Here is a 24,833-nt window from a genome sequence, read left to right as displayed (position 1 = left end):
GGGCGGGACCGACCTCACAACTCCCAGTCGGCGAAGGACCCGTCGATCAGCGTCTCGGTCTGTTGTTCGATGTAGCGTCGCTGCATCCCGTAGACCGCAGTCTCGAAGTCGTCACCGCGATCCAGTCGGCGTTCGACCTCCTCGCGCTTCCACTGGGCCGGTGTCCGCCCGGACTCGACGCGGGCGGTCAGGGGAGCCAGATACGCCTCGGCCTCCTCGGTCGTACAGCCCCGCGACTCCAGACCGTCTGCGGCGTGTGCGAGTAGGTCCTCGTACAACTCGGCTGTGTCTGTCGTCTCCTTCCCGTCGTTCGTGATCCACTGCTGGTCCGCCGAGAAGCCGGCGTCTGCCGCCCGGTAGAAGTTGTCCCGGGCCGTCTCCCAGTCGAGACCGGCGACCGGGTGCTCGCGGCGGGGGAGACTCTCCATCAGGCCGGCGAAGGCCGCCTGAAACGACACCGAGTCCGTGACGGTCGGCTGACCGGGGATCGGTCTGAACTCGATGCGCGCGTTCGCGGCCGCCTCGCTGGCCCCGTCGAACACCGGGCGTACCCAGCGCCAGTAGGTGCCGTGTTTGAGACGGAACGTGGCGAACCGGGAGTCGAACCGTTCCCCGCTGTCGGTGACGGGCATCGGCACCGTCGTCGCGTCCTGTGCGATGCGGTCGACCGCCTGTTCGACCGTCTCCAGGTCGTGCGGGAAGCGCACCTTCTCGGCGTCGTCGCGGTTCAGCACCGACTCGAAGACGCCGATCCGGTGTTCGTCGTAGGCGTCCGCGAGAATCTGCTCGGCCGTGACGCCCTCGTCGTACAGGTCCGGCGGGAAGAACGGCGAGTTGACACCGAGCGCGAGGAGTGGACCGGCGATCCGGACGGCGTAGTTGAAGTAGTCCGGGAGGTCTGCGGCGTGGGGCACCTGGTAGTGTGGCTGGATCGAGGTGATGAGACTCTCGGGCATCACCGTCCCGGCGTCCAGCGTGACGTTCGGTGCGTCGAGTCCCATGCTGTCGGGGCTCTCCGGGCCGTTCGCCATCGCGTGGTAGCGCACCGCGTTCGACATGTTCGTCGCCAGTCGCACCCCGTCGCTCTCCACGCTGTCACAGAGGTACTGGCGAGCGGACTCGCCGGTCGGCGGGACGGTCCACATCGCGTCGCTGACGAGGCGCATCCCCTCGGCGTTCATCACGTCCTGTGCCGCTGAGAGGCGTGCCCGGACCTCGGCGACCTGCGCCCGGATGCCGTGGGGGTTCAGGGGTTGCGGGTTGGTACACATCTCGGCGTTGTGGAGGCCGAGTTCCTTCTCGAACCCGACGTACTCCAGGAGGCGGCGGGGCACTCGTCGGAGTTGCCCGTTCTCGCCGTCGTCCTCGCCGGCGGTCCACCGCCCCTGTGCGACCGCGTAGAACTCGTACTCGAGTCCGATGATCGACTGGTGGTTGTCGAAGGTACCCTCCCTGAGGGCGGCTTTCACCACCTCGGCGTCCTCCTCGGCCTGCGAGGAGAACTCGTCGGCGTCGACCGCCAACACGTCGGCGACGTCTCCGGCGAGATCACTGCTCATACCCGCCCGGTGACGCCGGAGCCTCTTGAGTTCGTGGGTGTCCGGCATAATTCCGGTGACGGCTTCCCGAAGCGACGACGCTCGGACGCAGGTCACACGCCGCCGCCGACCGACCCACCCACCCGGGCAGCGGACGAGACCCTCACAGAGCAGTCCGGGAGACTTTACACCACGTCACGCCTACACCGACCATGGCCAAAGTCACGCTCATCGGCTCCCGCCTCGCGGAGGGCGGCCGGGAGTTCGTCTACGGCGGTGAGTCGCCCGCCTGTGAGGGCTGTCCCTACCGGAACCAGTGTCTCAACCTCACGGAAGGCGTCCGCTACGAGGTGACGAGCGTCCGCGACAACGCCCAGACGCTGGAGTGTGCGGTCCACGACACCGGCGTCCGCGCGGTGGAGGTCGAACCGGTGCCGGTCCCCGCGAACGTCGCCAGCAAGGGGGCCTACGCCGGAAGCAAGGCCCGACTGGAGGGTCCCTGCCCGCACACCGAGTGTCCGAGCCACGAGTACTGCGTCCCCGACGGCGCGGACTTCGACACGGAGTACCGGATCAGCGAGGTGCTCGGCGACCCGCCGCACGACTACTGTTTCCTCGACCGCGACCTGACGCTGGTGGAGTTCGCGCCGGCAGAGGAGTGATCCCGGTGGCGACCGACGACGGTGCCCCGCCGGGGAGTGAGACCGACGCGACGATGCCGAGCGACGACCGGACCGTGACCTGCGCGCCGGCCGGAAAGCGCATCCGGTTCGTCGAGACCGCCGAGGAGACCAACGGGGCGCGCACCCGGTTCGAGATGTGGCTCGACGCACCGCCGAACTCCCACGGTCCGATGCTCCACGTCCACCCCGCACAGGACGAGGACCTCGAAGTCGTCGCCGGACGACTCGGCGTTCGAATCCGCGACCCGACCGCCGACGGCGGACGTCGGTTCGAACGCTACGCGCTCGGTCCGGGTGAGTCGATCACCATCCCGAAGGGTGTCCCTCATCGCTTCTGGAACGCCGGTACCGAGGCACTCCACCTCACCGGCGAGGTGCGTCCCGCGCTCCGGACCGAGACGTTCATGCGCGTCACCTACGGTCTCGCCGAAGACGGACACAGTACGCCGAGCGGGATGCCACTGAACCCCCTGCGACTGGCGGTCGTGCTCGACCGGTTCGACGACCTGCTGTGGCTCGCGCTCCTCCCGCTGTGGGTCCAGCAGTTCGGCGTCCGACTGCTCGCACCGGTCGGGCGTGCACTCGGCTACCCGAGCGAGTACTCCGAGTACGAATCGGCCGACCGCCAGTAGTCACTCGCTGGGAGCCCTCTCTGTCGTCCCAGCGAGGAATCGTCCGCTATCACTCCAGCAGGCCGACGCGCTCACCGGCGTAGCCGAACACGTCCTCGTAGCCGTACGGCGACATGAGAATCGGGTAGAAGGGCGACTCGGCGTACAGTGGCTCGCCGTCTGCGGCCGCGAACCGTTCGCCGGCCGCGACCTCCTCGAAGTTCGTCACGAACACCTCGTACTCCTCGGCCGGATCCTTCGGAATCGGTTCGGTGAGTCGGAACACCGTCACCTCGCGTGCGCCGCCGTCCTGCACCGGGTCGTCGGCCATCGGTGCCGCGAGCGCGCCGGTCGCCGAGAGAAACGCCTTCACGAGCCAGTAGGCGTTCTCGGCGGCCTGATCGGTCCCCTGGAAGCCACACTCGACTTCCACGACGTGCGGGTAGGCGATCAGTCGCCCCTCGGTGAAGCCGGCGGTCTCGACCACCTCGTCGATCGGGAGGCGTGGACAGATGGACCGCGTGACCGCGTCGACCGTGTCGACGAGGGCGAAGGGGTCGCCGTAGGACTGCGTGGAGTGGAGCGAGAGCGTCGTACAGTCCCTGATCTCGCCGGCGAGCGCGTAGGCCAGTCGCGCCTCGTGGGTCTTCGCGTCCGGCGCACCCGGAAACGCGCGGTTCAGGTCCTCTTCGAGGTAGCGCTCACCGGCGTCCAGCGCCTCCTCGTTGGCGACGATCAGTTTGACCGGGCGGTCGACGTCGGGTGCTTCCGCGAGCAATCGCTCGACGGCACGGACGCCACACGGCTCGTCGCCGTGGATCGCCGCGACCACGGCCACCTCCGGGGTCCCCTCCCCGAGTTGGTGTATCCTCATCTACCCGATAGAACGCGCCGAGGCTCAAATGGTATGCGGATTCGGTTTCGGCCGCCCCACCGTTCGGCCGGACGCGTCGAGCGGTCCGAGAGGCCCCGCCGTCGATTCGTTCTGGTCCCCTCGCCGGCCGACCGCGTCACTCCAGCGACTCGGCGTACTCGTAGTCCGCGTCGTAGGCGCTCGGCCGGTGGTCGTCCAGCGAGATTCGCCAGCCGTGGAGCGCGGTCGGGTCGTCGAGTGCGGCCCGCATCGTCGCCCGCACGTCGGCGAGGTCCACGCCGTAGAAGTCGTCCGGGACGCCGCCGAAGTACTGGAGCGCGGTCCGGAACAGCGAGCGCATCCCGCCGTCGTCCTCGAAGTCGAAGTGTTTGTACGCGCCGGCGGCGACCTGCACCATCCCGTGGAGGAACATGCTCTCGACGCTCCCCCGGCCGTAGTTGTACCACTCGTCCTCGAAGCAGTCGTGGGAGGCGTGGTAGGCCCCGCTGTTGAACAGGCGGACGCCGTGTTCCGTCGCCCGGCGGAGCGTGGCGTGTTCCCACCGCCGGTCCTCGCGCCACCCGGTGGGGTTGCCGAGCGGCGGGGCGACGCTCGGATCGTGGGTGTGGTCGTCCATGATACGGTTCACAGCCCCGGCGGTGTTGAGTCCATCGGCGTCGGCGTGTGGCGTCGGTCGAAAACGAGACCGTCGCGTGGCAGGTTTCGGAACCCTTTAACGCCCGGCCGGCACAGGTTGCTACTGCGCAAGGGTAGCCAAGCTAGGAAACGGCGGCGGACTCAAGATCCGCTCCTGTAGAGGTCCGTGGGTTCAAATCCCTCCCCTTGCACTTCTCCCGGACGTACTCGGCCCGCGACAACTACTGACCCGCCGAGCACGGTGACTACCGGACCGCACACGACGACCGCAATCCCGTACTCTCCGACGACAGTCCGGAACCCGACAGGACGCGATCTGCTGGCGACCGACAGCGAGACCCTGCTCGCTGTCCGAAGCGCCAGCAGTCGGGGAGGTGTGGGGAGCACCGCGACAGCGGGGTTCCGACCACGCAGACGACGCGCCGGCGGCTTTCACCGCTCGTCGTCTCCGGTCGGGTCGACTCGGTCGTCTGCACCTGGTTCGACCGAATCCACGCCGAACCCCGATCCACCCGAGTAGAGCGATTTATCCGGCGGACCGACCAACGTCGACCAGTGACGATCCGGCTCAGTTTCGAGGACGGGACTCTCCGCGTCGAGCAGACAGACGCCGACTCCGCGACGCCGGACACCGCCGAGACGACCGGCCTCCCGCCGCTCCCCGGCGTCGAGTCCGACCCACGGAGCGGTGTCGCTCGCGCGCCGGCCCACCGCTACGCCGCGATTCGGCAAACCCTCGACGACGCTGGCGTCTCGGTCGACGACCGCGTCCGGCCCCGGATCACCGATCCCGACCTCGCGCTCTCGACCGACTACGACCTCCGCGAGTACCAGCGGGACGCCCTCGACAGGTGGCACGAGGCGGGCGAGCGCGGCGTCCTCGAACTGCCGACCGGGAGCGGGAAGACCGTGATCGCGGTCGCCGCGATGGCCGCGCTGTCGGTGCCGACGCTCGTGGTCGTCCCGACCGTCGACCTGCTGGAGCAGTGGCGGCGCGAACTCCGAACCGAGTTCGACGTCCCGGTCGGGCAGTTCGGGGGTGGCGACCAACGTCAGGAGCAGCTCACCGTGGCGACCTACGACTCGGCGTACCTCCGGGCCGACGACGTGGGCGGCGACTTCGGCCTCGTGGTCTTCGACGAGGTCCACCACCTCGGCGGCGAGGGCTACCGGGACATCGCCCGCCTGCTGGTCGCGCCGGGCCGCCTCGGTCTGACCGCGACCTTCGAGCGCCCGGACGGCGCACACGAGATCGTCGCCGATCTGGTCGGCGACCGACTCGTCAGCCTCACGCCGGACGATCTGGCCGGCGAACACCTCGCGGACTACGAGATTCGCCGCGTCGAGGTCGAACTCACCCCGGCAGAACGCGAGCGCTACGAGGCGCGACAGGGCGTCTTCGTGGACTACCTGAAGCGGTCGAACATCACCTTCCGGTCCGGGAGCGACTATCAGGAACTCGTGAAGCGCTCCGGGACCGACCCCGAGGCGCGGGAGGCACTGCTGGCCAAGCAGGACGCCCGCGAGATCATGATGAACTCCGAGGGGAAGGTCCGGGCCTGCCGGCGTCTGCTGGACCGCCACCGCGAGGACCGCGTGATCGTCTTCACCGCCCACACCGATCTGGTCTATCGACTCTCCGAACGCTTCCTCCTCCCGGCGATCACCGCCGAGACGAGCGCACCCGAGCGACGGGAGCTCCTGCGACGGTTCCGCGAGGGCGACTACAGCAGGGTCGTGGCCGCGAACGTCTTGGACGAGGGCGTCGACGTGCCGGACGCGAACGTGGCGATTCTGCTCTCCGGCAGTGGGAGCGAACGCGAGTTCACCCAGCGCCTCGGGCGTGTGCTCCGGCCGAAAGCCGACGGCGGGACCGCGATTCTCTACGAAGTCGTCAGCAGCGAGACCGCAGAGGAACGTGTCGCCGACCGCAGACGCTGACCGCAGACGCCGACCGCGCGTCGGCGTGACGGAGCGCCGAGCGGAGCCGATTCAGTCGAGACTCGGCACGAACGCGCCGTTTCGCTGGAACGCCTCGTAGGGCACGTCGTAGGTGAACACGACCTGCGAGGTGCCGCCGGCCGGCACCGTCCGCTCGGCAGTCCGAACGTACTCCTCGCCGTCGAACCGCAGGGTTCCCGTGACCGTCGTCGTCCGCGCCGACTCCGCCCGGTTCGAGACGACCACAACCGCCCGGACACCGCCGCCGTCGTCGGCTTCGGTCCGGAAGTCGGAGATCACGAGCACCGGACCGGGGTCGGATTCGCGGGGTGCGCTGGCCGGGGCGTCGGGCGCACGGCGCGGACCGGAGGCCGTCTGTGCCGGCCCGAGACAGCCACCGAGTCCCGCGACACCGGCAGTGAGTGCGGTGAGGAGGGCGCGTCGTCGCATACGCCGACGCTCTCGCGGGGAGAGTATCAGCCTTGTCCTCTGACGTGAGGTGCGACCGAACGCGACCGACGCGAATGCGGTCAGTCCCGCGACCCTTTTGCCACGCGACCACCAACCTTCGGCAGTGCTGACGAAGGACCTCCTGCGCGTCTCGCGGGCCGGCGGCGGCTACCACCCGCAGTTTCTGGACCGGTCGGCCCGCCCGATGGCCGCCCGCGTCGTCGGCGTCTTTCAGGGCCACGTCGGGCACGAACGCGCCGCGTTGGACGCTGCGCTCGCCGAACTTGAACCCGAGGCCGACCACTTCAAGATCGTTCGCGGGTTCGCCAGCCTCTGTGAGCGCGACGCGACCTTCGAGACGCGCGCCGAGGTCCCGCCGGACCGCGCCCGCCGCGTGGCCTTCGAGTCGGCCGAGGCAGTCGGCGGCGTCGTCACCGACGACGACCGGGCGCAGGCACTCGCCCGCGCCGGGGACCGCCTCGGCACCGACGCCGAGAGCGTCGCCGACTCGCTGTACGCCGACCGGGACGCGCGACAGATTCTGGCAGAGTTCACCCCGCGCTGGAGCCCCGACGAACTGGTGACGCAGTACAACCTCTCGCTTGCACAGACCGCGCTGTTCGACGCGACCGAGGTGCGAGTTCGCTCGTCCGATCCCCGCAACCTCGTCTCGGCGGTCAAACGCCTCCGACTGATGTACGAGGTCCGCCAGACACCGGAGGGCAGAGAGTTGGTCGTCACCGGTCCGGACGCGCTCTTTCGCTCGACGCGGCGGTACGGCACCCGGTTCGCCCGCCTCCTGCGGTCGGTCGCCGCGACCGACGACTGGCGGCTCTCGGCGACGATCGACGACCGGGGGACCGAACGCGACCTGACGCTGTCGGACGCGGACGTGTCGGTGCCGGGTGTCGATCCGGTCGCGGACGCCGCGTTCGACTCTGCGGTCGAACGCGACTTCGCCACGCGCTTCTCGTCGCTCGACCTCGACTGGGACCTGACTCGCGAACCCGAACCGCTCGCCACCGGGACGCGGGTGATGATCCCGGACTTCGCGTTCGACTACCGCCACGCCGACTTCCGGGTGTTCTTCGAGATCATGGGGTTCTGGACGCCCGAGTACGTCGCGAAGAAACTCTCGCAGTTGGAGAGTGCGGAGGACGTGGAGCTACTCGTCGCGGTCGACGAGAGTCTCGGCGTCGGCGAGGAAATCGAGGCACGGGACGCCAGAGCGATCCCCTACCGGGGGAGCGTCCGGGTGAAGGACGTGGTGGACGCACTCAGGACCTACGAGGCCCGACTGGCAGCGGAGGCGGGCGAGAATCTGCCCGACGAACTCACACCCGACGCCGACGTGACGACCATCGCGGCGCTCGCCGAGGAGTACGGTGTCCCCGAGTCGGTCGTCGTAGGTCGGACGTTTCCGGCCCACGAACGCGTCGGTCGGACGCTCGTCAAACCCGACGTGCTGGCGTCGGTTGCCGACGACATCGAGGTCGGAATGGCGCTCTCCGACGCCGAGGCTGTCTTGGCCGAGTACGGCATCGAGGATGCCAGTGCCGTGCTTTCGCGACTCGGCTACCGGGTCGAGTGGGAGGGGCTGTCTGGCGGAACGGTGCGGGAGAAGACGGAGTAGTCGATCGTCCGAGACGAGTAACTGGCTCACTGTCGCACATTCTGGTACTACAGTTCCGGCAGGTCCTCTTGGCGACCTTTCGGGACGGTCGAGCGCAGTTCGCCGTAGACGTATAGGCCGACGCCCATCGGTTCCAGGTCGCCGGCGAGGTCGTGGGCCGCGATCACGTAGCCCCAGTCGCCGTCCCAGTCGTGTTCCTGGTCCTCGCCGCGAGCGAACCGGCTGGCCGGTTCGCCGGACAGTTCGACGACGTTCTTGCTCGCACCTCGGCCGAACCGCTGGACCGCGTTCGTGGCGGGTTTCCAGTGTTCCTGTCGCGTCCGGAGGAACGTCATCCCGAGTCCCTCCACGTCCACCGGGTCCGGTGCCTCGCCACGGAAACACCAGATCTTGCCCTTCCCCTTCTCCCAGAAGCTGTAGTCGTCGAACGTCTCGGGCGGGATGCCGAACCGGTCGTCCCACCAGTCGAGCACCTCCTCGCGGGTGGCTCTGCCCGGCACCTCGCGGTCCTCGCTGGTCGCGGGCAGGCGGTCGAACTGGCCGCCGTCGTTGCCCGGCGCGCCGTCGCCGTCGCTCACGCGCCCACCTCCAGTGTCGCACAGTAGAAGCCGCCGGTGTCGTTGCGGTGCGGGTAGACCCGGTGGGTGTCGGTCAGCGAGGCGTCGAACGTCTCGCCGTCCCAGTCGGTGACACCGGGATCGGTCTGGAGGGGGAGGTCCCGGTCCACGACCCGGCAGTCCTCGGCGTCGAGGACGTAGTCCACGACCGCCTCGTTCTCCTCGGGGGCGAAGGTGCAGGTCGAGTAGACGACCGTCCCGCCCTCGCGGGTCATCTGCACCGCCCGGCGCAGGATGCCCTTCTGGACGCCGATCAGCCCCTGCACGTGGTCCATCGTCCACTGGTCGAGCACGTCGGGGTTCTTCCGACAGGTGCCCTCACAGGAACAGGGGGCATCGACCAGCACGCGGTCGAAGGCGTCCATCTGCATGGGTTTCAGCGAGTAGTTCCGGGCGTCCTGCCGGGTGACGGCGAGGTTCGTCACGCCAAGTCGCTCGGCGTTGTGCCGTAACGCCGAGAGGCGACCGAGGTTGTTGTCGTTGCCGACCAGCGTCCCGGTGTCGTCCATCAGCGCCGCGAGCTGGGAGGTCTTGCTTCCCGGTGCGGCACAGGCATCGAGCACGCGCTCGCCGGGTCGTGGGTCGAGCGCGAGTGCCGGCAGGGCGGAGACCTCCTCCTGACCGTGGAGCCAGCCGTGGAAGTACGGCCAGTTGGTGCCCGGACTGTGGTCGTCGAACCGGAGGAGACCGTCGTGCCAGTCGGTCGGTTCGTAGCCGACGCCCTCGGCGTCGAGTGCCTCCCGGGCGCGCTCGACGGTGGTCTTGATGGTGTTGACCCGGACGACGGAGGGAAGCGGTCTGTCGCAGGCCTCCCGGAACGCCTCGTACCCCGGCACGAGGTCGTCGTAGCGGTCCAGTGGGTTCATTGCCGGTCGTACTCGCGGCGGGTGTTTGTCGGTTTCGGAGCGTCCCGGAACGGAGTCGCTGTGGGGCGACGTCCGACTGCTGTGAGGAGTCGGAGCCGGTTGCGGGAGTGGTGCTGTCGTGCGCGGCGACCCGCGATCAGGTCGACCGACCACACAGATCACGGGACCGAGTCACACGCGGCACAGTTTCAAGCCACCCCGCGCCCAACCACCCGGGAGTGTCCCAGCGCGACGACCGACTGTCCCCCCACAGCACACCGATAGACGACCTGCTGGACGCTCTCGACACCGACGAGTCCGGACTGGACGACGACGCGGTCGAGACACGACGGGAGCGCTTCGGGAAAAACGAGTTGGAGAGCGACGCCGGTCGGTCTCCGCTGTCGATCCTCGTCGGGCAGTTCGCCAACGCGCTGATCGCGGTCCTGGTCGTCGCCGCACTCCTCTCTGCGGCCGTCGGCAACGTCGTGGACGCGGTCCTGATCCTCGTCATCGTCCTCGCTGACGGCGTCTTCGGCTTCGTGCAGGACTACCGCGCCGAGCAGTCGATCCAGGCGCTGTCGAAACTCGCACAGCCGACGATCCGGGTCCGCAGAGACGGCACCGAACGGGAGATCGACGCTGCGGACCTCGTGCCGGGTGACGTGATCCTCCTGTCGGAGGGCGACACCGTGCCGGCCGACGCTCGACTCCTCGAAACCGCCAGTCTCGAAGTAGACGAAGCCGCACTCACCGGCGAGTCGGTCCCGGTCTCGAAGGCGACCGGCCGACTATCGGCCGACACGGACCTCGCGGAGCGGTCGAACACCGTCTATCGCGGGACGAACGTCACCCGTGGCTCCGGCGTCGCGGTCGTCGTCCACACCGGGATGGACACCGAGATGGGCGCTATCGCCGGCGAACTGCTCGGCGTCGAGGACCGCGACACGCCCTTCCAGGCCGACGTGGACACGCTCGGTCGCCGCCTCGGGATCGGTGTCCTCGCGCTCTCGGCACTGCTCGTGCCACTGCTCGTGTGGCGCGGCACCGACCTGCTGACCGCCGGGTTGACCGCCGTCTCGCTGGCGGTCGCTGCGATTCCGGAGGGGCTGCCGGCGGTCGTGACGCTCACCCTCGCGGTCGGGGTCCGAGCGATGGCCGACGAGAACGCCCTCGTGCGATCACTCCCGGTCGTCGAGTCGCTCGGTAGCGTGGACGTCGTCTGTACCGACAAGACCGGCACGCTGACCGAGGGCCGGATGCGCGTGACGCGCCTGTGGGTGCCGGATCGCGCCCTCGCTCCCGCCGACGTGGACGTGGACGGCAGTGACGCGACCCCGAACGGTGCCCGTGCCGCACTGGACGACCAACTCGACCGACTCCTGCGGACCGGCGTACTGTGTAACGACGCCGAGGTCGACTCGGGCGACCCGACCGAGCGTGCACTCCTCGTGGCGGCCGACACCGCCGGCCTCGACGCGGAGGCGATCCGACGCGCCGCACCCCGGACCGACGAAGCTCCGTTCTCCGCCGAGCGCCGGCGGATGGCGACCAGACACGACGACACCATCTACGTGAAGGGCGCACCCGAGGCGGTGTTGGACCGCTCGGCCCGACTCCTCACGCCGGAGGGTGTCGTCGAACTCGACGACGAACGTCGGGAGACTATCCGTGCGAGAGTCGACGCCTTCGGCGACGACGCGCTCCGCGTGCTGGGGTTCGCGTACCGCGAAGCGACGGCGGCAGACGACGCCGGGACCGAGACTGCCGAGACGGACGCGTCTGCCACCGACGAGACCGAGACGGGTGACTCCACCATCGCGGAGTCCGATCTGATCTTCGTCGGCCTCCAGGGGATGCTGGACCCACCACGCCCCGAGGTGAAGGCGGCCATCGCCGAGACGCGCTCGGCGGGCATCGACGTGAAGATGATCACCGGTGACAACGCCCGGACCGCCGCCGCCATCGCCGGTCAACTCGGTCTGCTCGAAGACGACGCGTCGGTCTCGTCGGCGGTCGTCACCGGCAGACAACTCGAATCGTTCTCGGACGACGAACTCGCCGAGGTGGTCGACGAGACCGACGTGTTCGCCCGCGCCGCCCCGAGCCACAAGGTCCGCATCCTCGACGCCCTCCAGTCGGCGGGCCACACGGTCGCCATGACCGGCGACGGCGTGAACGACGCGCCCGCGCTCAAGTCCGCAGACGTGGGCATCGCCATGGGCGAACGCGGGACCGACGTGGCGAAGACGACGAGCGACGTGATCCTACTGGACGACAACTACGCGACAATCACGGCCGCCATCCGCCGGGGACGCACCATCTTCGACAACATCTGGAAGTTCGTCGCCTACCTGCTGTCGGCCAACGTCGCGGAGGTGCTGCTCGTGTTACTCGCGTCGCTGCTCGGCTACCTGATCCTCCCGCCGGTCCAACTGCTCTGGATCAACCTCCTGACAGACGGGCTTCCGGCCCTCGCCATCGGCACCGATCCGGAGTCGGGCGACGTGATGGCTCACGACCCGCGCGACCGCGCCGAGGGCGTCATCGACCGACCGATGCTCGGGTTCGTCGGCGGGGCCGGCCTGACGGCGACGGCGGTCATGCTCGGGGTGATGTTCCTCGCACTCGACGGCGCGGCAGACGCGACCCGGTACGCGGTGACGATGGTGTTCACCGGCTTCGTCGTCCTGGAGTTCGGGAAACTGTTCGTCGTCCGGTGGCTCAAGGGGACCAGCCCACTCTCGAATCGCTGGCTCTCGCTGGCCGTGGTGGTCTCGTTCGTCCTCCAACTCGCGGTGCTGTACACACCACTCCGGACCTACTTCGGGACCGTCGCGCTCTCGCTGTCCGACTGGGGGCTACTCGCCGGGGCGGTCGCGGTCGCGCTCCCGTTGTTCCTGCTCTCGGCGGTGGTCTCGAAGCGACTCGGGTGACGGGAGACGGAGACGGGTGTCCGGAAGCGAGTACCGACCGTCCGACTCCTCACCACTCCACGAGTGCCCGCGCACCGTGGTACCGCCACAGCACCGCGAGAAACGTCAGCCCACCCAGTACCGCGAAGCCGCCGCCGACGTAGAACACCCACGCCATCCCCACGTCGGTCATCAGCGTCCCGCCGAGCAACGGCGCGGCGACACTCCCCGGCCGCCAGACGAGTTCCCGGATCCCGAAACTCGACGCCACGCCGCCGTCGTCGGTCCCCTCGTCGGCGAACAGCGCCATGCTCGCCGGTTCCCGGAAACTGTCCGCGATGCCCAGCAACCCGTTCAGCGCGAGCAGTGGGAGGAACGCCTGCGAGAGGTCGCCGACGACCGGGAACGTGGCGGGCAGGTCGAGGAGCGCGCCGACTGCGGGCGAGAGGGGGACCGCCAGCGCGACCAGTCCGTACGCGGTGCCGCCGGCGAAGACGAACAGCGCGCGCCCGGTTCGGTCAGAGATCTTGCCGGTCTGTGGCTGAAACAGCATGTTCGTCAGCTTCTCGGCGACGATCAGCAGCGAGACGGCGACCGCCGCGTTCGTGTACCCCAGTCCGCCCCGCGCGATGGAGACGCCGGCGTAGATGGGGACCCAGGTCCGGACGAGCGTGACCGCCACGGCGTACTGTGCCCGGAAACTCGTCAGCGTGAGGATTCTGCGATTCAGCGCGAGATCGGAGAAGGGGAACCCCCGGATGCGGGTCTCGTCGTCGTCGAGCAGGAGCCAGACACCGACCGTCGTCGCCGCCAGCAGGACAGAGATGACCGCGAAGATCGGGGTGAAGCCGTAGGCGTCGTACAGCACACCCGCAGAGAGACTGCCGAGGATGGAGGCCGCGAAGCGCGAGGCGTTCGCCTTCCCGATGTGGTTCGCGCGCGTGCCGGCGTCGGCGATCTGGCCGACGAGCGAGAGCGACATCAGCCCCGCGCCGGTCACGACGACACCCTGCATCGCCCGGACCGCGATGAACCCGCCGGGCGACTCGACCAGGGCGAACCCGGCGTAGACGACCGTACCGACAGCCAGCAGACCGAGCAGGACGAGTCGCTTGTCGTAGCGGTCGCCGGCCCACGCCAGCGGGACGACCGCGACGGTCTGGGCCAGCGTGAAGCCGGTGGTGAACAGACCGATGACGATGCCCGCGCCGACCGTGAGTCCCAGCACCGAGACGGCAGAGGGGTCGAGCACTTCGATGTACTGCGGCAGGAGCGTGACGAGCGTGATGAAACCGAAACCGCCCGCGAAGCGAGTCAGGTAGAGAACCCAGAACTGGAGCCGGGAGTTGGACACACCGAGAGGCGACGGGGCGCGAGAAAAGCGGTTTCGATTCGTAACGACCGATTACCTTTGCCCGACCGTGACGCGACTCTCGGCATGGAGATCGGACTCGTCAGCTGTACGGCCGACAAGCGCGACGAAGCGGCCAGCCCACGCGACCTCTACGACGCGTCGACGTACTTCCGGAAGATGCGCGACTACGCCGACACGCACCACGACCGGTGGTACGTCCTCTCGGCACGCCACGGCCTGCTGGTGCCGGACGGCGACCCCGTCGAACCGTACGAGGAGACGCTCGCGGACGCGCCGGCGGAGGAACGCGAACGCTGGGCCGACTGCGTCTTCGGGTCGCTGTGGCGGCGGGAGCGACTCGACGCCGACACCACGGTCGTCTTCCACGCTGGGCGAGACTACACCGAGCCACTCCGGCCGCTGCTGGCGAAGACAGACGCGAGTGTCGAGAACCCGACCGAGGGGATGCAGATCGGCGAACGCCTCCAGTGGTACGACCGACAGCAGTGACTGCACACCACCGAACCGGACTCGGTGACTGCACACCACCAGAGTTACGACCGCCTCCCCAGATAGTTCTCTCGACCGACATGATCGTCGTCCACACGAGCATCCCCATCGACCCCGACCGCTACGACGACGCCCTCGCTATCGTCGCCGACCTCGCCGAACGGTCCCGACAGGAACCGGGCGTCGTCACCTACCACGCGACGACCGACGTGACCGACGAGCACACCGTCCGGTTCTTCGAGCAGTACGAAGACAGGTCGGCGTGGGAGGCACACGCCGACTCCGACCACCTCCAGCAGTTCGAGGCGCGACTCCCCGAACTGGTCGCGGGTGAGATGGAGACCGTCAGCGTCACTGGCGGCGATCGCCGGGCGTACACGTTCACGACCGACGATCTGGAGACAACCGATCCGGAGACCGACTATCTGGACTCCGAGACCGAAGAACCGTAACCGACTCAGTTGCCGGTCGTCCGCCGAACCTCGACGGCGACCTCGTTCGTCCGGAGGAACGGCGGGACGCCGGGACCGTCGTACCGCATCAGGAAGGGCTCGCCCTCGATGCTGATCTCGTCGTCTGCCTCGGCGAGCGTCGCCAGCAGGTCCTCGGTCTTCCGGGCGACGCGGCCGTCGGTCGTGAACCACGAGAACCCGAGGACCGCGAGTGTTCTGCCGGGCTGTTCGACCAGTCTCACCGAGTCGTCGGTCGGTCGCGGTGCGGTGTCGTAGTCGTACTCGGCCGGGAGGTAGAACGCCATCCGGACGCCCTCCTCGCTCGTGTCCGACTCGACCGGCGTCGTCATCGAGACCGACTCGCTCCGACTGTCGATTTCGGTCTCTACAGGCGCGGTCATCGAGATGGACTCGCCGGCCGACTCGACGGGGGCCGTCATCGACACTTCGGTCGAACTGCGGTTCGCCCCGGAGATGTACCGGAACAGTCGCCAGAAGGCGGCGTTCTCCGAAGGTGCGACCGTCTCGACGAGGACGGTCGGCGGGTAGCGTCTGATCTCCACGTTACCGATGCGGGCGACCGTCTCGTAGTCCACGCGGGGCGTGTTTCGGTCTTGGACGTATCTGCGGGCACCGAATCCGACCGCGAGCAAGCCGACGGCTCCGAGTAAGAGTGTACTGCGTTTGACCATGCAGAGAGTACGTGCGCCGAGGACTTAGCTTCGTAGCGTGACGCGCGTGTCGTCGCTCACCCGGTGCGACGAACGACCGACGAGTGACGAGTACACGAGGTACTCGTCGTGTCGAGTCTCGCAGAAGCGGGCCGGGAGGGAGTTGAACCCCCGACCGTCTGATTAAGAGTCAGACGCTCTCCCTAACTGAGCTACCGGCCCAACGCATCCAACAGTATCTGCGGTACGGTAAAAGGCGTTTCCCTTCGCCGGCGGCGTGTGTGTCGGTCACGCCCGGCGGCGACTCCCGGACCGAATCGGTTCGGCCGGAGTTTCTTGGCGCGACGCGTGCGACTCGGAACGATGGCACAGGCGACCACGAGTCGGTGGGCACGACGCACCGTCGCGGTCGGCGTCGTAGCACTGCCGGTGTGGCAGACGGCCGTCCTGCTCGGTGCCCCGCGAGCCACGCCCGTCGCCCTCGGACTGCTCGGCTTCGTGCTGCACGTCGCCCTCGGGAAGGCGTTCGCGCTCGTCCCGTCGTACTTCGCCCGCGACCTCGCGTTCCCGCGTGCGCCGGCTCTCTCCCTCCCGCTGACGGCGGTCGGCGCGGCTGGCGTCGCGGTCGCCGGGTTCCCGGGGAGTCCGCCGGTCGTCGGCACACTCGGGGCGGCCTGCTGGACACTCGGCGTGACGGTCGCGGTCGGGACGCTCGCGTGGACCGTCCGGGACAACCTCTCCGGCCGGGAGACCGGGACGAGCGAGTCGAACGCCGACCGGCGGCCACTGGACCGCTACGCGGACGCCTTCGTCCCCGTCGCGCTCCTGTACCTATTCGTGGGGAGCTACGCCCTCTTCGCGGGGGCGACGCCGCTCCCGCCCGTCGTCGACGGCTACCCGCCCCGCGCGAGCCACCTGCTGGCGGCCGGCGGCGCGGGGCTGTTGGTCCTCGCGGTCGGCTCACGGCTCCTCCCTCGGTTTCTCGTCGTCCGTCCGTGGCGACCGCCGCTGTTCGTCGCGCTTCCGGCCGGAGCGGTCGGTCCCGTGTTGCTCGCCGTGACGCTCCCCGCCGGCCCGTGGTTCCAGGTCGGTGCCGCAGTCGAGGCGACGGCGATACTCGCGTTCGCGGCGAGCTATCTGGCCTGGTACGTCCGGAGCGACCGGCGGCGCGTGGCGCTCCGTGGCCCGCTGTTCGGTGTGCTCGCGGGGGCCGTCGCGGTCGGGGTGGGCGCGTGGTTCGCAGTCGGTGGCGTCGACCCGGCCCTCGTCGTCGTCCACCGACGGCTGAACCTGCTGGGCTTCCTCGGCCTGACCGTCGTCGGCCTCACCTTCCAGTTCTACCCGCCGGCGGTCGGGAGCGTGCCGGGGTCGTCCGACCGGGGTGCGGCGGCGATACTCGGTCTGCTGGCCGGCGGACTCGGCGTCGAGGTGGTCGGCCTCGCGGCAGGTCTCGGGACTGTCGTCGTCGCCGGCCGTCTCCTCGCACTCGCGGGTGCCGCGTGGTACGCGGTCGTCCTCCTGTCGCTGTTCCGGAGGCGGTAGGGTCGCCGACGGAACCGCCGGACAGCGCCAGTCTGGGCCCGTCACCGGCGATTGGGCGAATGGTGGCTGTTAAGTGTCGTCCGCCGGTAGACTGGACACGATGAGTACTGGGGTCACGATCTCCTCGATGTCCACGTACGCTATCTTGGGGTGTGGGAGCGTGGGCCACGCTGTCGCCGAGGAGTTGGCAGACGAGGGGAAGGACGTACTGATACTCGACAAAGACGAGAGCCGGGTCGAGGCACTCCGGGACCAGGACCTGAACGCACAGACCACCGACATCCGCGAACCGTCCGTCGCAGAGGTCGTCGAGGACCGCGACGTGATCCTGATCCTCTCGTCGGACGTGGGAGCCAACAAAGCCGCCGTGTCTGCGATCCGGGAACGCGGGGGCGACCAGTTCGTGGTCGTCCGCGCCTCCGACCCGGTGTCCGAGGACGAACTCGTCGACCTCGGTGCCGACGTGGTCATCACGCCCTCGGAGGTCATCGCCGACTCGGCGCTCCGGTCGCTGGAGTCCGGCGAACTGGAGTACAAGGCCCGCCAACTCGCCGACTTGCTCGAGTCGACCGACGAGACGCTGGCGATTCTCACACACGACAACCCCGACCCCGACTCCATCGCCAGTGCGATCGCCCTGCGCGAGATCGCGATGGAGTACGGACTGGAGGCCGACATCGTCTACGACGGGGAGATCGGCCACCAGGAGAACCGCGCGTTCGTCAACCTGCTGGGGATCGACCTGACCGCGCGGGCCGACGCACCCCCGCTGGACGAGTACGGCGCGGTCGCACTGGTCGACCAGATGAAGTCCGGCGACATCGACCTCGACATGGACGTCGACATCTTCATCGACCACTACGAACCCGAGGAGGGCGTCGAGGCCGCCTTCGTCGACGTCCGACCGAACGTCTCCTCGAGTTCGACTATCCTGACGAAGTACATCCAGGAGTTCGATCTCAGCCCCAGCGAGACGGTCGCCACCGCCCTGTTGTACGGGATCCGCGCGGAGACGCTGGACTTCAAACGCGACACGACGCCGGCCGACCTGACTGCGGCCGCGTATCTCTACCCTTTCGCCAACCACGACACCTTGGAACAGGTCGAGTCGCCGTCGATGTCGCCCGAGACGCTCGACGTGCTGGCGGAGGCGATCACGAACCGCGAGGTGCAGGGCAGTCACCTCGTCTCGAACGCCGGGTTCATCCGGGACCGGGACGCGCTGACACAGGCCGCCCAGCATCTCCTGAACCTGGAGGGGATCACGACGACGGCCGTCTTCGGCATCGCCGACGATACGATCTACCTCGCGGCCCAGTCGAAGGACATCCGCATCAACATCGGCAACGTGCTCCAGGACGCCTTCGGCGGCATCGGCGACGCCGCCGGTCACTCCGAGCAGGGAAACGTCGAGATTCCACTCGGCCTGTTCACGGGCCTCGACTCCGGCAACGGCAACCGGGACACCCTCCTGCAGTTGACCGAAGAAGCGGTTCGTCGAAAGCTGTTTCAGGCGATGGGTGTGGAAGGCGGCAGTAGCGAGAGCGGAAACGGGAACTGACGAGCCAGTCGCATCGGGGAGTCGGCCGACGCGTCAGACGACCGCTTCTTCTTCCTCGTCGTTCGTCCCTTCGAGTCGTTCGATGACGTCGTTGACGAGGATCACGTCGCCGACCGCGCGAATCCAGCGGTAGGGGATCATGACGCCTTTCCCGCGTTCGATGCGACCCGCGAACAACTCCTGGTTCAACTGTCCGACTGCCAACCCCGTGACGACTTCCTGCTGGAGGTCCAGTCGAACGTCTTCGACCTCGCCGACGAAGACGCCGTTGTTCGAGTAGACCTCCCGCCCGACGAGGGTCGTGATCTCCTGTGGCGTACCGTCCATAGCGTGTGCCAAGACGCCCCGCCCCTTAAGCGTTCGTAGGACGCGGAACTCGCGGCTGACGGGCGTCTGACGGACGGCGGGAGGGTGGTCCGCGCCGCCCCGTCAGCCGTCCGGCACGAGCAGTTCTACCGGGTGGGTCGCGTCCCGCGAGAGGAGCGCGTCGAGTTGTTCGAGACAGGAGGTGCCGGACGCGACGACCCGCCGGTCGCGCCCGTCCTCGTCGCCGAACTGTTCGCGGAGCGGTTCGCCCACGTCCATCGAAAGGTCGTAGTACTCCGACTTGTAGCCGAAGCTGCCGGCCATCCCGCAGCACTCGGTCTCGGAGGTGCGCACGTCGTAGCCGACCGCCTCCAGCACCGCGACGGTGTGTTCGGCGAGCCCGAGCGTACGCTGCTGGCAGTGGGCGTGGTACGCGAGACGGTCGGTGCTCGCGCCGCCGTCGGCGACCGCACTCGTCCGATCGGTCGAGGGGCCCGCCAGCTGGTCGACCTCCGCCCCGTTCGACAGCAGGCCGAAGACGTACTCCAGCACCTCGTAGGAGTTGTCGCGCAGGCGCTCGAAACTGGCCGGCGCGAGGAACTGTTCGTACTCCCGGTGGAACATCGCCAGCGCCGACGGTTCGACCACGACCACGTCCCGCCCCTCGTCGAGCGGTTCCGCGAGCGCCGAGAACACCTCGTGGGCCCGTTCCTCGGCGGTCGCGACCATCCCCTGTGAGAGTGGCGCGCGGCCGCTCGCCGGGACCGACGGCACCGTGACGTGGACGCCGAGTGCTTCGAGCGTCCGGACCGCCGCCTTCCCGCGACTGGTGTCGATGTGGTTCGTGTACGTGTCGGGGTAGAGGAGTGCCTCGCGGTCGGCCTCGTGGCGCGGGACGTGGGACCCCCCACGGGCGCGGAACCAGTCGACCAGCGTCTCGCGCTGGAACTCGGGGAGGTCGCGGCGCTCGTCGATGCCGAGCGTGCGGTCCAAGAGGGAACGAACCGGCCCGAGGTCGGCGAGCCGGTTCGAGAGGGGGGCGGTGGCACTGCCGAGTTTCGCGAGGGTCGCGAAGTTCCCGAAGAACCGCTTCTGGAGGTCCACGCCACCCGGTTCCGCGTCCGGGGTGAGTCCCTCGACCAGCCAGTCGAACTCGCCGCTCTCGCCCCGGTTGATCCGGTCGCGGACGACCGTGTTGATCCACGGGATGTCGATCTTCACCGGACAGGCGTCGACACAGCGGGAACAGCCGGTACAGAGGTCGTTGAACTCCGCCGCGACCGCCTCGCCCTCGATACCGGCCTCCCACCCGGTGGCGATGCCGCCGGAGTACGTCTCCCCGCCGAAGGCGTGGCCGCCGACGCTCTGGAAGTTGCCACAGGAGTTCGCACACGCCGAACACCGGATGCAGTACAGCGTCTCTTTCAACTGGTCGTCCTCGCGCATCGTCATCCGGCCGTTGTCCACGAGGACGAGGTGGAACTCCCGGTCGTCGCTGCCGGCGTCTGCGAGTGGGGTGTCGTCGCCGAAGTCGACGGTCGGGGAGTTAACGGGAGGCGTCAACAGCGAGACGTAGGAGGTGATGTCCTGACCGGTGCCGGAGCGACCGATGAGTTCCACGAACGGCTGGAGGTCCTCGACCGAGGGGATCACCTTCTCGACGCCGGCCACCGCGACGTGGGTGTCCGGTACCAGCGCCGACTTGCGAGCGTTCCCCTCGCTCGTCACCAGCGCCATCGTCCCGGTGTCGGCCGTGAGGAAGTTCGCCCCGGTCATCCCCACGTCGGCGTCGGCGATCAACTCGCCCAGTCGCTCGCGGGCGAACATCGTGAGTTCCTCGGCGGTCTCCGGCGGGTCCTCGGGGTCGAACGTCTCCCGGAACAACTCGGCGATCCCCTCACGCGACTTGTGGATGGCGGGCGCGACGATGTGGGAGGGGGCCTCGTCGGCCAACTGGAGTACCCACTCGCCGAGGTCGGTCTCGACCACGTCCATCCCTGCAGACTGGAGTTCGTCGTTGACCTCCAGTTCCTCCGAGGTCATCGACTTCGACTTCACCACGCGGTCGGCGTCCTTCGACTCGCAGACCTCCCGGACGTAGCGGTTCGCGTCCGCCGCGTCGCTGGCGAGGTAGACGGTGCCGCCGTTCGCCTCGACAGCCTCGGTGAGGTCGTCGATCAGTTCCGGCAGGCGGTCGATGGCGTCCTCCTTGATCGCCCGCGCCTCGTCTTTCAGTCCCTCGTAGTCCTCCAGGTCGGCGACTGACTCGTAGCGACCGGTGTTGAAGCCGCGCGTGTTCTGGCCGACGGCGTCGCCCTCGGTCTCCAGCAGGTGGCGGATTCGCTCGGCCTTCGCCTCGCGGGACGTGCTCATCGGGGATCCTCCGTCTCGTCGGCGTCGTCGAGGACGACGACGTGGACCGCCTTGGGTCCGTGGGCACCCTTCACGAGTTCGCCCATGTCGGCGGTCGCGCTCGGCCCGGTGGCGACGATGGCCGACCCGCCCTCGCCAGAGACGTTCTCGGCCAGCCACGAGAACGCCTCCGGCATCCCCTCGACGAGGTCCGACCGGCGGAGGACCGGCACGTGCGTCTCGGGGTAGAGCGAGACGGGTTCGCTGCCGTCGTCGGTCGACGGGAGGACGACGCTGCCGTAGTCCGCGATGCCGATGCCGGCGGCCGTGACGCCCGTCGCGGCCGCCCGGACGTCGTCGGCGGTCGGGTCGTCCTCGACCCAGTCGGGGAGCGTCACGTCGGCCCAGGGGAGCGGTGTGCCGACGGTCGGATCGTCACAGACCGTCCGGAGCGTCCCGGCGAGACCCGCCGCGTCGGTGTGTGTCCAGCCCACCTCCAGTCGTTCGAGCGACTCCTCGAAGGTCGCAACCGTGCCACTGGTCATACTCGTCCCTAGCGAAAGCATCATTAATGATGTTCTGGTCGCCGCAAGCAGTCGTCAGTCGTCGAACACGCTCCGTCAGTCGTCGAACGGGCCGCGACTCGCCGCGGCCGTCGGGACGGTGTCGGCCGCCGCCCGCTTCGCGCCGACCGACCGGGCGACGGCGTAGGCTTGGACGACGACGAACGCCGCCCACAGGAGGTAGCCCACGGGGCCGCTCCCGAGGACTGTAGCGCTCGTCAGCGCGCCCGCGACGCCCAGGTCGGCCAGCGTCCGGCCGACGAGCAGGACGCTGAAGTAGCCGTAGAAGCCGCTCGCCCACCACATCGCGACGACGCGCGGCCACCCCGGCTGGAGGTGTTCCGGGAGGCGGCTGGTGTTCATCACCAGCGTCAGCGCCGTGTAGGGCCACATGATGAGCCCCGACAGCGCCGCGCCGACGACGAGGAAGAAGAAGGGACCCTGTCCCTCGAAGGGGGCGGTGAACCCGAGGATGATGACGATGCCCCACAGACAGAACACCGTCAGGAGCCGCCAGAACACCGTCGAGAGGTCCCAGCCCGCCTCGCGGCCGTACGCCTCGAAGACGGCGTCGGCGCTGTTGCGGACGAACGACTCGACGATGGCGTACTCGGTAGTGAACAGCGCCACGAAGAGCACGAGCACCACAAGCGCCCCGCCGACCGCGCCGAGTTGCGGGGCCACGTCGAACAGCCACATCCGGATGGCGTCGGTCTGCGACCCGGACGTGTACCTCGCCGCGACGGTCATCAGCAGGGTCGCGCCGACTAACAGGCCCACGACGAACGTGAGCAGGTGTTCGAGCTGGACGACCCGCCACCAGCCGCGCCACCGCTCGAGGTTCGTCTCCGTCGGCCGGAACGTGAAGCCGTCGCGCTGGATGGGTTCGGGCTCGTCGCCGCGGAGCGGGTTCCGGACCCGCCCCTGGTAGTTGCCCATCCCGTAGCCCTTCTCGCGCATCCACAGCGACTGGGAGAGGTTGAGGTAGCCGCCCGCGCCCGCGAACGCGAGGCCGCCGAGGAACAGCGCGATGTCGATACCCGGCGGGAGGCGGCCGAACTCGGAGACGACGGCGTCGAGGTTCGCCAACTCGGTCACCGACCCGGTGACGAACGCCAGCGCCAGCGCCCCGAGCACCGCGACGAACAGCAGGCCGATCTGGAACGCCTCGACGACGTTGTACATCACCGAGGAGACCTGATACGAGAGCCAGACGACGACCATCAGCGCCACCGCGAGCAGTTTCCACGGCGCGACCGCGACGCCGGCGACCGCCACCGGACCCTGGAGACCGAGGACGGTCGTCGCCACCTGCGCGGCCCCGGCGGCCCACCCCGGCCAGCCGAGGCTCAGGAGACCGCCGACGAGGAAGAGCCACGGCCACCCGTCGTGGAGGCGCGCGAACGCGCGGAAGACGCTCTCGCCGGTGGCGAGCGTCCACCGCTGGAGTTCCGTGTTGACGACGAACTGCGTGAGGACGCCGACGAGGAACGCCCAGTAGACGCCCCAGCCGTACTGCGCGGTGAGCGCGGGCCAGAAGAGCGTCTCGCCGCTCCCGAGCGACGCGCCGAGCATGATGGCGGAGGGGCCGACGACGTGGCTCACTTTCGGCACGCGCGGCAGGTCCGCGAGGCGGAACGCACCCCCGTCACCCCGGTCGGGGTACTCGTCCGATTCCGGCGCCTCGTCGAGTGACTCGTAGTCGAGCGGCAGATACCAGGTGCCGCGATACTGCCGCCCCTCGACGTCGGACGCGTAGACGTCGTCCCCGCCGGTGGGCGCCGCCTCGGTCCGGTCGGCGGCCGACGACGGGTCGACGCCGGGAGCCTCGTCTGAGGCGTCGTCAGGTGCCTCCTCGAGCGCGTCGCCGGGGGCTCCGTCCGGGTCGTCGGTCATCTCCCGGCCACCCGTCCCGCACGTCGGGTCGCTGTCGGGTGATACCACATGGATCGGTCGAAGGTGGAGAGTAGTCGGGCATAAATCCACACGGTCTACCCGCCGAGGAAGTGCCAGAGGTGACCGCGTTCGTCCGGCGGGTCGACGCCCGGCAGTTCCTTCAGCGCAGGCTGGATGGCGTTCCACCACGCCTCGGCCGACTCGTACCCGGCCGGATGCTCGGCGTAGACGTCCCGCAGGAAGTCGGCCTTCTTCGCCTCCGGGTGGTCGGTGAGATACTCGTAGGCGGCCGAGAGCGCCTCGCGCCGGGCGTCGAGTCGCGGGCCGCTCCCGGGGAGGTCGGCCTCGCCGATCGCTGCGGCCACCTCCGGGGGTCGCTCCTCCTCGTCTGTCGCCGCCTCTGTCCGCACGTCGGCAGGGTCGATCTGTCGCCACCAGACGCGGCTTCGCGCGCCGACCTTCCGCGTCCGCAGGTCGCCACGGTCCACGAGTTCGTTCAGTTTGTTGTGGGCGGTCCGGCGGGAGCAGTCGAGTTCCTCCAAGACGTCGCTCGCGGTGAGCGGACGCCCCCAGTCGTCGCGTGCCTCGAACACCTCCAAGACGGCCTCGGGCGGGATGCGGTCGGCGTACTGCCCGCGGTCGTTCCGTGTCCGCTCGCCACCGTCGCTCATGTCGCGAGCGTCGCGCCTGCGGGGCAAAAGCCTTTGCACACGTGGACAATGCCTGTGTACTCGTGTGTAGAGCCGGTTTCCACGTGTGTAGAGGCGAGAACGTGCGACGAGGACCGCACACTGCTCGAAATTTCTACGCCTCCGAGTTAACTCTGTACGGGCTCCACGGCACTCAGCGCCCGGAATCTTCCAGTAAACACGTGTGAAGTGGA

Annotated in this window: 22 protein-coding genes and 2 tRNA genes; 10 read left to right on the top strand and 14 right to left on the bottom strand. The window is 68.8% G+C overall.

All coding sequences use genetic code 11. The features are described 5' to 3' along the window. Nucleotides 1-14: 14 nt before the first annotated feature. On the bottom strand, nt 15-1,559 hold the full coding sequence (locus LI337_RS00440; protein ID WP_227227737.1) for a glutamate-cysteine ligase family protein: 1,545 nt from the start codon (nt 1,557-1,559) through the stop codon (nt 15-17). A gap of 191 nt (nt 1,560-1,750) precedes the next feature. Here LI337_RS00440 and LI337_RS00435 point away from each other — a divergent pair, with 191 nt between their 5' ends. Both LI337_RS00435 and LI337_RS00430 read left to right on the top strand, forming a co-directional pair. Continuing rightward, nucleotides 1,751-2,200 carry a UPF0179 family protein gene (locus LI337_RS00435; protein ID WP_227227736.1) on the top strand — a complete coding sequence of 150 codons (450 nt, stop codon included), beginning with the start codon at nt 1,751-1,753 and terminating at the stop codon, nt 2,198-2,200. A 5-nt stretch (nt 2,201-2,205) separates the two neighbouring features. Further along, nucleotides 2,206-2,853: a cupin domain-containing protein gene (locus tag LI337_RS00430; protein WP_227227735.1), complete on the top strand. Its 648-nt coding sequence runs from the start codon at nt 2,206-2,208 to the stop codon at nt 2,851-2,853. Between the two features lie 49 nt (nt 2,854-2,902). On the opposite strand, the gene LI337_RS00425 is transcribed toward LI337_RS00430, so the two are convergent. Continuing rightward, the gene (locus LI337_RS00425; RefSeq protein WP_227227734.1) at nt 2,903-3,706 is read right to left on the bottom strand and encodes a M14 family metallopeptidase; all 804 of its coding nucleotides are present in this window, start codon (nt 3,704-3,706) and stop codon (nt 2,903-2,905) included. Between the two features lie 136 nt (nt 3,707-3,842). Further along, the gene (locus LI337_RS00420; protein ID WP_227227733.1) at nt 3,843-4,322 is read right to left on the bottom strand and encodes a DUF309 domain-containing protein; all 480 of its coding nucleotides are present in this window, start codon (nt 4,320-4,322) and stop codon (nt 3,843-3,845) included. 127 nt (nt 4,323-4,449) lie between these two features. On the opposite strand from LI337_RS00420, the gene LI337_RS00415 reads away from it, so the two are divergent. Continuing rightward, nucleotides 4,450-4,533: transfer RNA gene (locus LI337_RS00415), tRNA-Leu, on the top strand. A 364-nt stretch (nt 4,534-4,897) separates the two neighbouring features. Continuing rightward, nucleotides 4,898-6,283 (top strand): DEAD/DEAH box helicase family protein, encoded by a 1,386-nt coding sequence (locus LI337_RS00410; protein ID WP_227227732.1) that lies wholly within the window; start codon nt 4,898-4,900, stop codon nt 6,281-6,283. A 51-nt stretch (nt 6,284-6,334) separates the two neighbouring features. On the opposite strand, the gene LI337_RS00405 is transcribed toward LI337_RS00410, so the two are convergent. Then, entirely contained in the window at nt 6,335-6,733 is a 399-nt protein-coding gene (locus LI337_RS00405) for a hypothetical protein (RefSeq protein ID WP_227227731.1), read from the bottom strand. A 124-nt stretch (nt 6,734-6,857) separates the two neighbouring features. On the opposite strand from LI337_RS00405, the gene LI337_RS00400 reads away from it, so the two are divergent. Further along, nucleotides 6,858-8,366 carry a DUF790 family protein gene (locus LI337_RS00400; protein WP_227227730.1) on the top strand — a complete coding sequence of 503 codons (1,509 nt, stop codon included), beginning with the start codon at nt 6,858-6,860 and terminating at the stop codon, nt 8,364-8,366. 47 nt (nt 8,367-8,413) lie between these two features. Here the strand turns inward: LI337_RS00400 and LI337_RS00395 are convergent, their stop codons facing one another. Both LI337_RS00395 and LI337_RS00390 read right to left on the bottom strand, forming a co-directional pair. Next, nucleotides 8,414-8,944: a DUF7122 family protein gene (locus tag LI337_RS00395; protein WP_227227729.1), complete on the bottom strand. Its 531-nt coding sequence runs from the start codon at nt 8,942-8,944 to the stop codon at nt 8,414-8,416. Then, the gene (locus LI337_RS00390) at nt 8,941-9,849 is read right to left on the bottom strand and encodes an RsmB/NOP family class I SAM-dependent RNA methyltransferase (protein WP_227227728.1); all 909 of its coding nucleotides are present in this window, start codon (nt 9,847-9,849) and stop codon (nt 8,941-8,943) included. Before LI337_RS00390 ends, LI337_RS00395 begins: the two co-directional genes overlap by 4 nt. A 218-nt stretch (nt 9,850-10,067) precedes the next feature. Here LI337_RS00390 and LI337_RS00385 point away from each other — a divergent pair, with 218 nt between their 5' ends. Continuing rightward, entirely contained in the window at nt 10,068-12,764 is a 2,697-nt protein-coding gene (locus tag LI337_RS00385; protein ID WP_227227727.1) for a cation-translocating P-type ATPase, read from the top strand. A 49-nt stretch (nt 12,765-12,813) separates the two neighbouring features. Here LI337_RS00385 and LI337_RS00380 read toward each other — a convergent pair whose 3' ends face one another. Continuing rightward, nucleotides 12,814-14,097 (bottom strand): MFS transporter, encoded by a 1,284-nt coding sequence (locus tag LI337_RS00380; protein ID WP_227227726.1) that lies wholly within the window; start codon nt 14,095-14,097, stop codon nt 12,814-12,816. Nucleotides 14,098-14,181: 84 nt separating this feature from the next. Between LI337_RS00380 and LI337_RS00375 the strand changes: the two genes are divergently transcribed. Further along, the gene (locus LI337_RS00375; RefSeq protein ID WP_227227725.1) at nt 14,182-14,607 is read left to right on the top strand and encodes a DUF6884 domain-containing protein; all 426 of its coding nucleotides are present in this window, start codon (nt 14,182-14,184) and stop codon (nt 14,605-14,607) included. Between the two features lie 80 nt (nt 14,608-14,687). Further along, nucleotides 14,688-15,059, top strand: a complete 372-nt coding sequence (locus LI337_RS00370; protein WP_227227724.1) for a putative quinol monooxygenase — start codon at nt 14,688-14,690, stop codon at nt 15,057-15,059. A gap of 5 nt (nt 15,060-15,064) precedes the next feature. Here the strand turns inward: LI337_RS00370 and LI337_RS00365 are convergent, their stop codons facing one another. Then, a complete protein-coding gene (locus LI337_RS00365; RefSeq protein WP_227227723.1) occupies nt 15,065-15,751 on the bottom strand; it encodes an SOUL family heme-binding protein in 687 nt (228 codons plus the stop codon). A gap of 127 nt (nt 15,752-15,878) precedes the next feature. Beyond that, nucleotides 15,879-15,952 (bottom strand) — tRNA-Lys (locus LI337_RS00360). Between the two features lie 141 nt (nt 15,953-16,093). Between LI337_RS00360 and LI337_RS00355 the strand changes: the two genes are divergently transcribed. Together LI337_RS00355 and LI337_RS00350 are read left to right on the top strand one after the other, a co-directional pair. Further along, entirely contained in the window at nt 16,094-17,272 is a 1,179-nt protein-coding gene (locus tag LI337_RS00355) for a hypothetical protein (RefSeq protein ID WP_227227722.1), read from the top strand. 100 nt (nt 17,273-17,372) lie between these two features. Then, on the top strand, nt 17,373-18,833 hold the full coding sequence (locus LI337_RS00350; RefSeq protein ID WP_227227721.1) for a DHH family phosphoesterase: 1,461 nt from the start codon (nt 17,373-17,375) through the stop codon (nt 18,831-18,833). A gap of 33 nt (nt 18,834-18,866) precedes the next feature. Here LI337_RS00350 and LI337_RS00345 read toward each other — a convergent pair whose 3' ends face one another. The 5 genes from LI337_RS00345 to LI337_RS00325 form a co-directional block, all read right to left on the bottom strand. Continuing rightward, entirely contained in the window at nt 18,867-19,160 is a 294-nt protein-coding gene (locus LI337_RS00345) for a PRC-barrel domain-containing protein (protein WP_227227720.1), read from the bottom strand. Between the two features lie 102 nt (nt 19,161-19,262). Further along, a complete protein-coding gene (locus LI337_RS00340) occupies nt 19,263-21,512 on the bottom strand; it encodes an LUD domain-containing protein (RefSeq protein WP_227227719.1) in 2,250 nt (749 codons plus the stop codon). Beyond that, nucleotides 21,509-22,036, bottom strand: coding sequence for an LUD domain-containing protein (locus LI337_RS00335; protein WP_227227718.1), 528 nt, complete (start codon nt 22,034-22,036; stop codon nt 21,509-21,511). Before LI337_RS00335 ends, LI337_RS00340 begins: the two co-directional genes overlap by 4 nt. A gap of 75 nt (nt 22,037-22,111) precedes the next feature. Continuing rightward, nucleotides 22,112-23,950, bottom strand: a complete 1,839-nt coding sequence (locus LI337_RS00330) for an Nramp family divalent metal transporter (RefSeq protein ID WP_227227717.1) — start codon at nt 23,948-23,950, stop codon at nt 22,112-22,114. Nucleotides 23,951-24,045: 95 nt separating this feature from the next. Beyond that, complete coding sequence (locus LI337_RS00325) at nt 24,046-24,621, bottom strand: ArsR family transcriptional regulator (RefSeq protein ID WP_227227716.1); 576 nt, start codon at nt 24,619-24,621, stop codon at nt 24,046-24,048. Nucleotides 24,622-24,833 lie beyond the last annotated feature (212 nt).

Origin of the sequence: Salinirubrum litoreum, from assembly GCF_020567425.1 — an archaeon.
GTDB lineage: Archaea > Halobacteriota > Halobacteria > Halobacteriales > Haloferacaceae > Salinirubrum > Salinirubrum litoreum.
The sequence above is the reverse complement of the archived record's forward strand: the minus strand, read 5'-3'. Positions and strand labels throughout refer to the sequence as shown.

What these genes read in the sequence shown, in the direction of transcription:
- LI337_RS00440 (WP_227227737.1), bottom strand. Translation starts at nt 1,559, where the DNA reads ATGAGCAGTGATCTCGCCGGAGACGTCGCCGACGTGTTGGCGGTCGAC.
- LI337_RS00435 (WP_227227736.1), top strand. Translation starts at nt 1,751, where the DNA reads ATGGCCAAAGTCACGCTCATCGGCTCCCGCCTCGCGGAGGGCGGCCGG.
- LI337_RS00425 (WP_227227734.1), bottom strand. Translation starts at nt 3,706, where the DNA reads ATGAGGATACACCAACTCGGGGAGGGGACCCCGGAGGTGGCCGTGGTC.
- LI337_RS00420 (WP_227227733.1), bottom strand. Translation starts at nt 4,322, where the DNA reads ATGGACGACCACACCCACGATCCGAGCGTCGCCCCGCCGCTCGGCAAC.
- LI337_RS00405 (WP_227227731.1), bottom strand. Translation starts at nt 6,733, where the DNA reads ATGCGACGACGCGCCCTCCTCACCGCACTCACTGCCGGTGTCGCGGGA.
- LI337_RS00390 (WP_227227728.1), bottom strand. Translation starts at nt 9,849, where the DNA reads ATGAACCCACTGGACCGCTACGACGACCTCGTGCCGGGGTACGAGGCG.
- LI337_RS00375 (WP_227227725.1), top strand. Translation starts at nt 14,182, where the DNA reads ATGGAGATCGGACTCGTCAGCTGTACGGCCGACAAGCGCGACGAAGCG.
- LI337_RS00370 (WP_227227724.1), top strand. Translation starts at nt 14,688, where the DNA reads ATGATCGTCGTCCACACGAGCATCCCCATCGACCCCGACCGCTACGAC.
- LI337_RS00365 (WP_227227723.1), bottom strand. Translation starts at nt 15,751, where the DNA reads ATGGTCAAACGCAGTACACTCTTACTCGGAGCCGTCGGCTTGCTCGCG.
- LI337_RS00355 (WP_227227722.1), top strand. Translation starts at nt 16,094, where the DNA reads ATGGCACAGGCGACCACGAGTCGGTGGGCACGACGCACCGTCGCGGTC.
- LI337_RS00350 (WP_227227721.1), top strand. Translation starts at nt 17,373, where the DNA reads ATGAGTACTGGGGTCACGATCTCCTCGATGTCCACGTACGCTATCTTG.
- LI337_RS00345 (WP_227227720.1), bottom strand. Translation starts at nt 19,160, where the DNA reads ATGGACGGTACGCCACAGGAGATCACGACCCTCGTCGGGCGGGAGGTC.
- LI337_RS00340 (WP_227227719.1), bottom strand. Translation starts at nt 21,512, where the DNA reads ATGAGCACGTCCCGCGAGGCGAAGGCCGAGCGAATCCGCCACCTGCTG.
- LI337_RS00335 (WP_227227718.1), bottom strand. Translation starts at nt 22,036, where the DNA reads ATGACCAGTGGCACGGTTGCGACCTTCGAGGAGTCGCTCGAACGACTG.
- LI337_RS00330 (WP_227227717.1), bottom strand. Translation starts at nt 23,950, where the DNA reads ATGACCGACGACCCGGACGGAGCCCCCGGCGACGCGCTCGAGGAGGCA.
- LI337_RS00325 (WP_227227716.1), bottom strand. Translation starts at nt 24,621, where the DNA reads ATGAGCGACGGTGGCGAGCGGACACGGAACGACCGCGGGCAGTACGCC.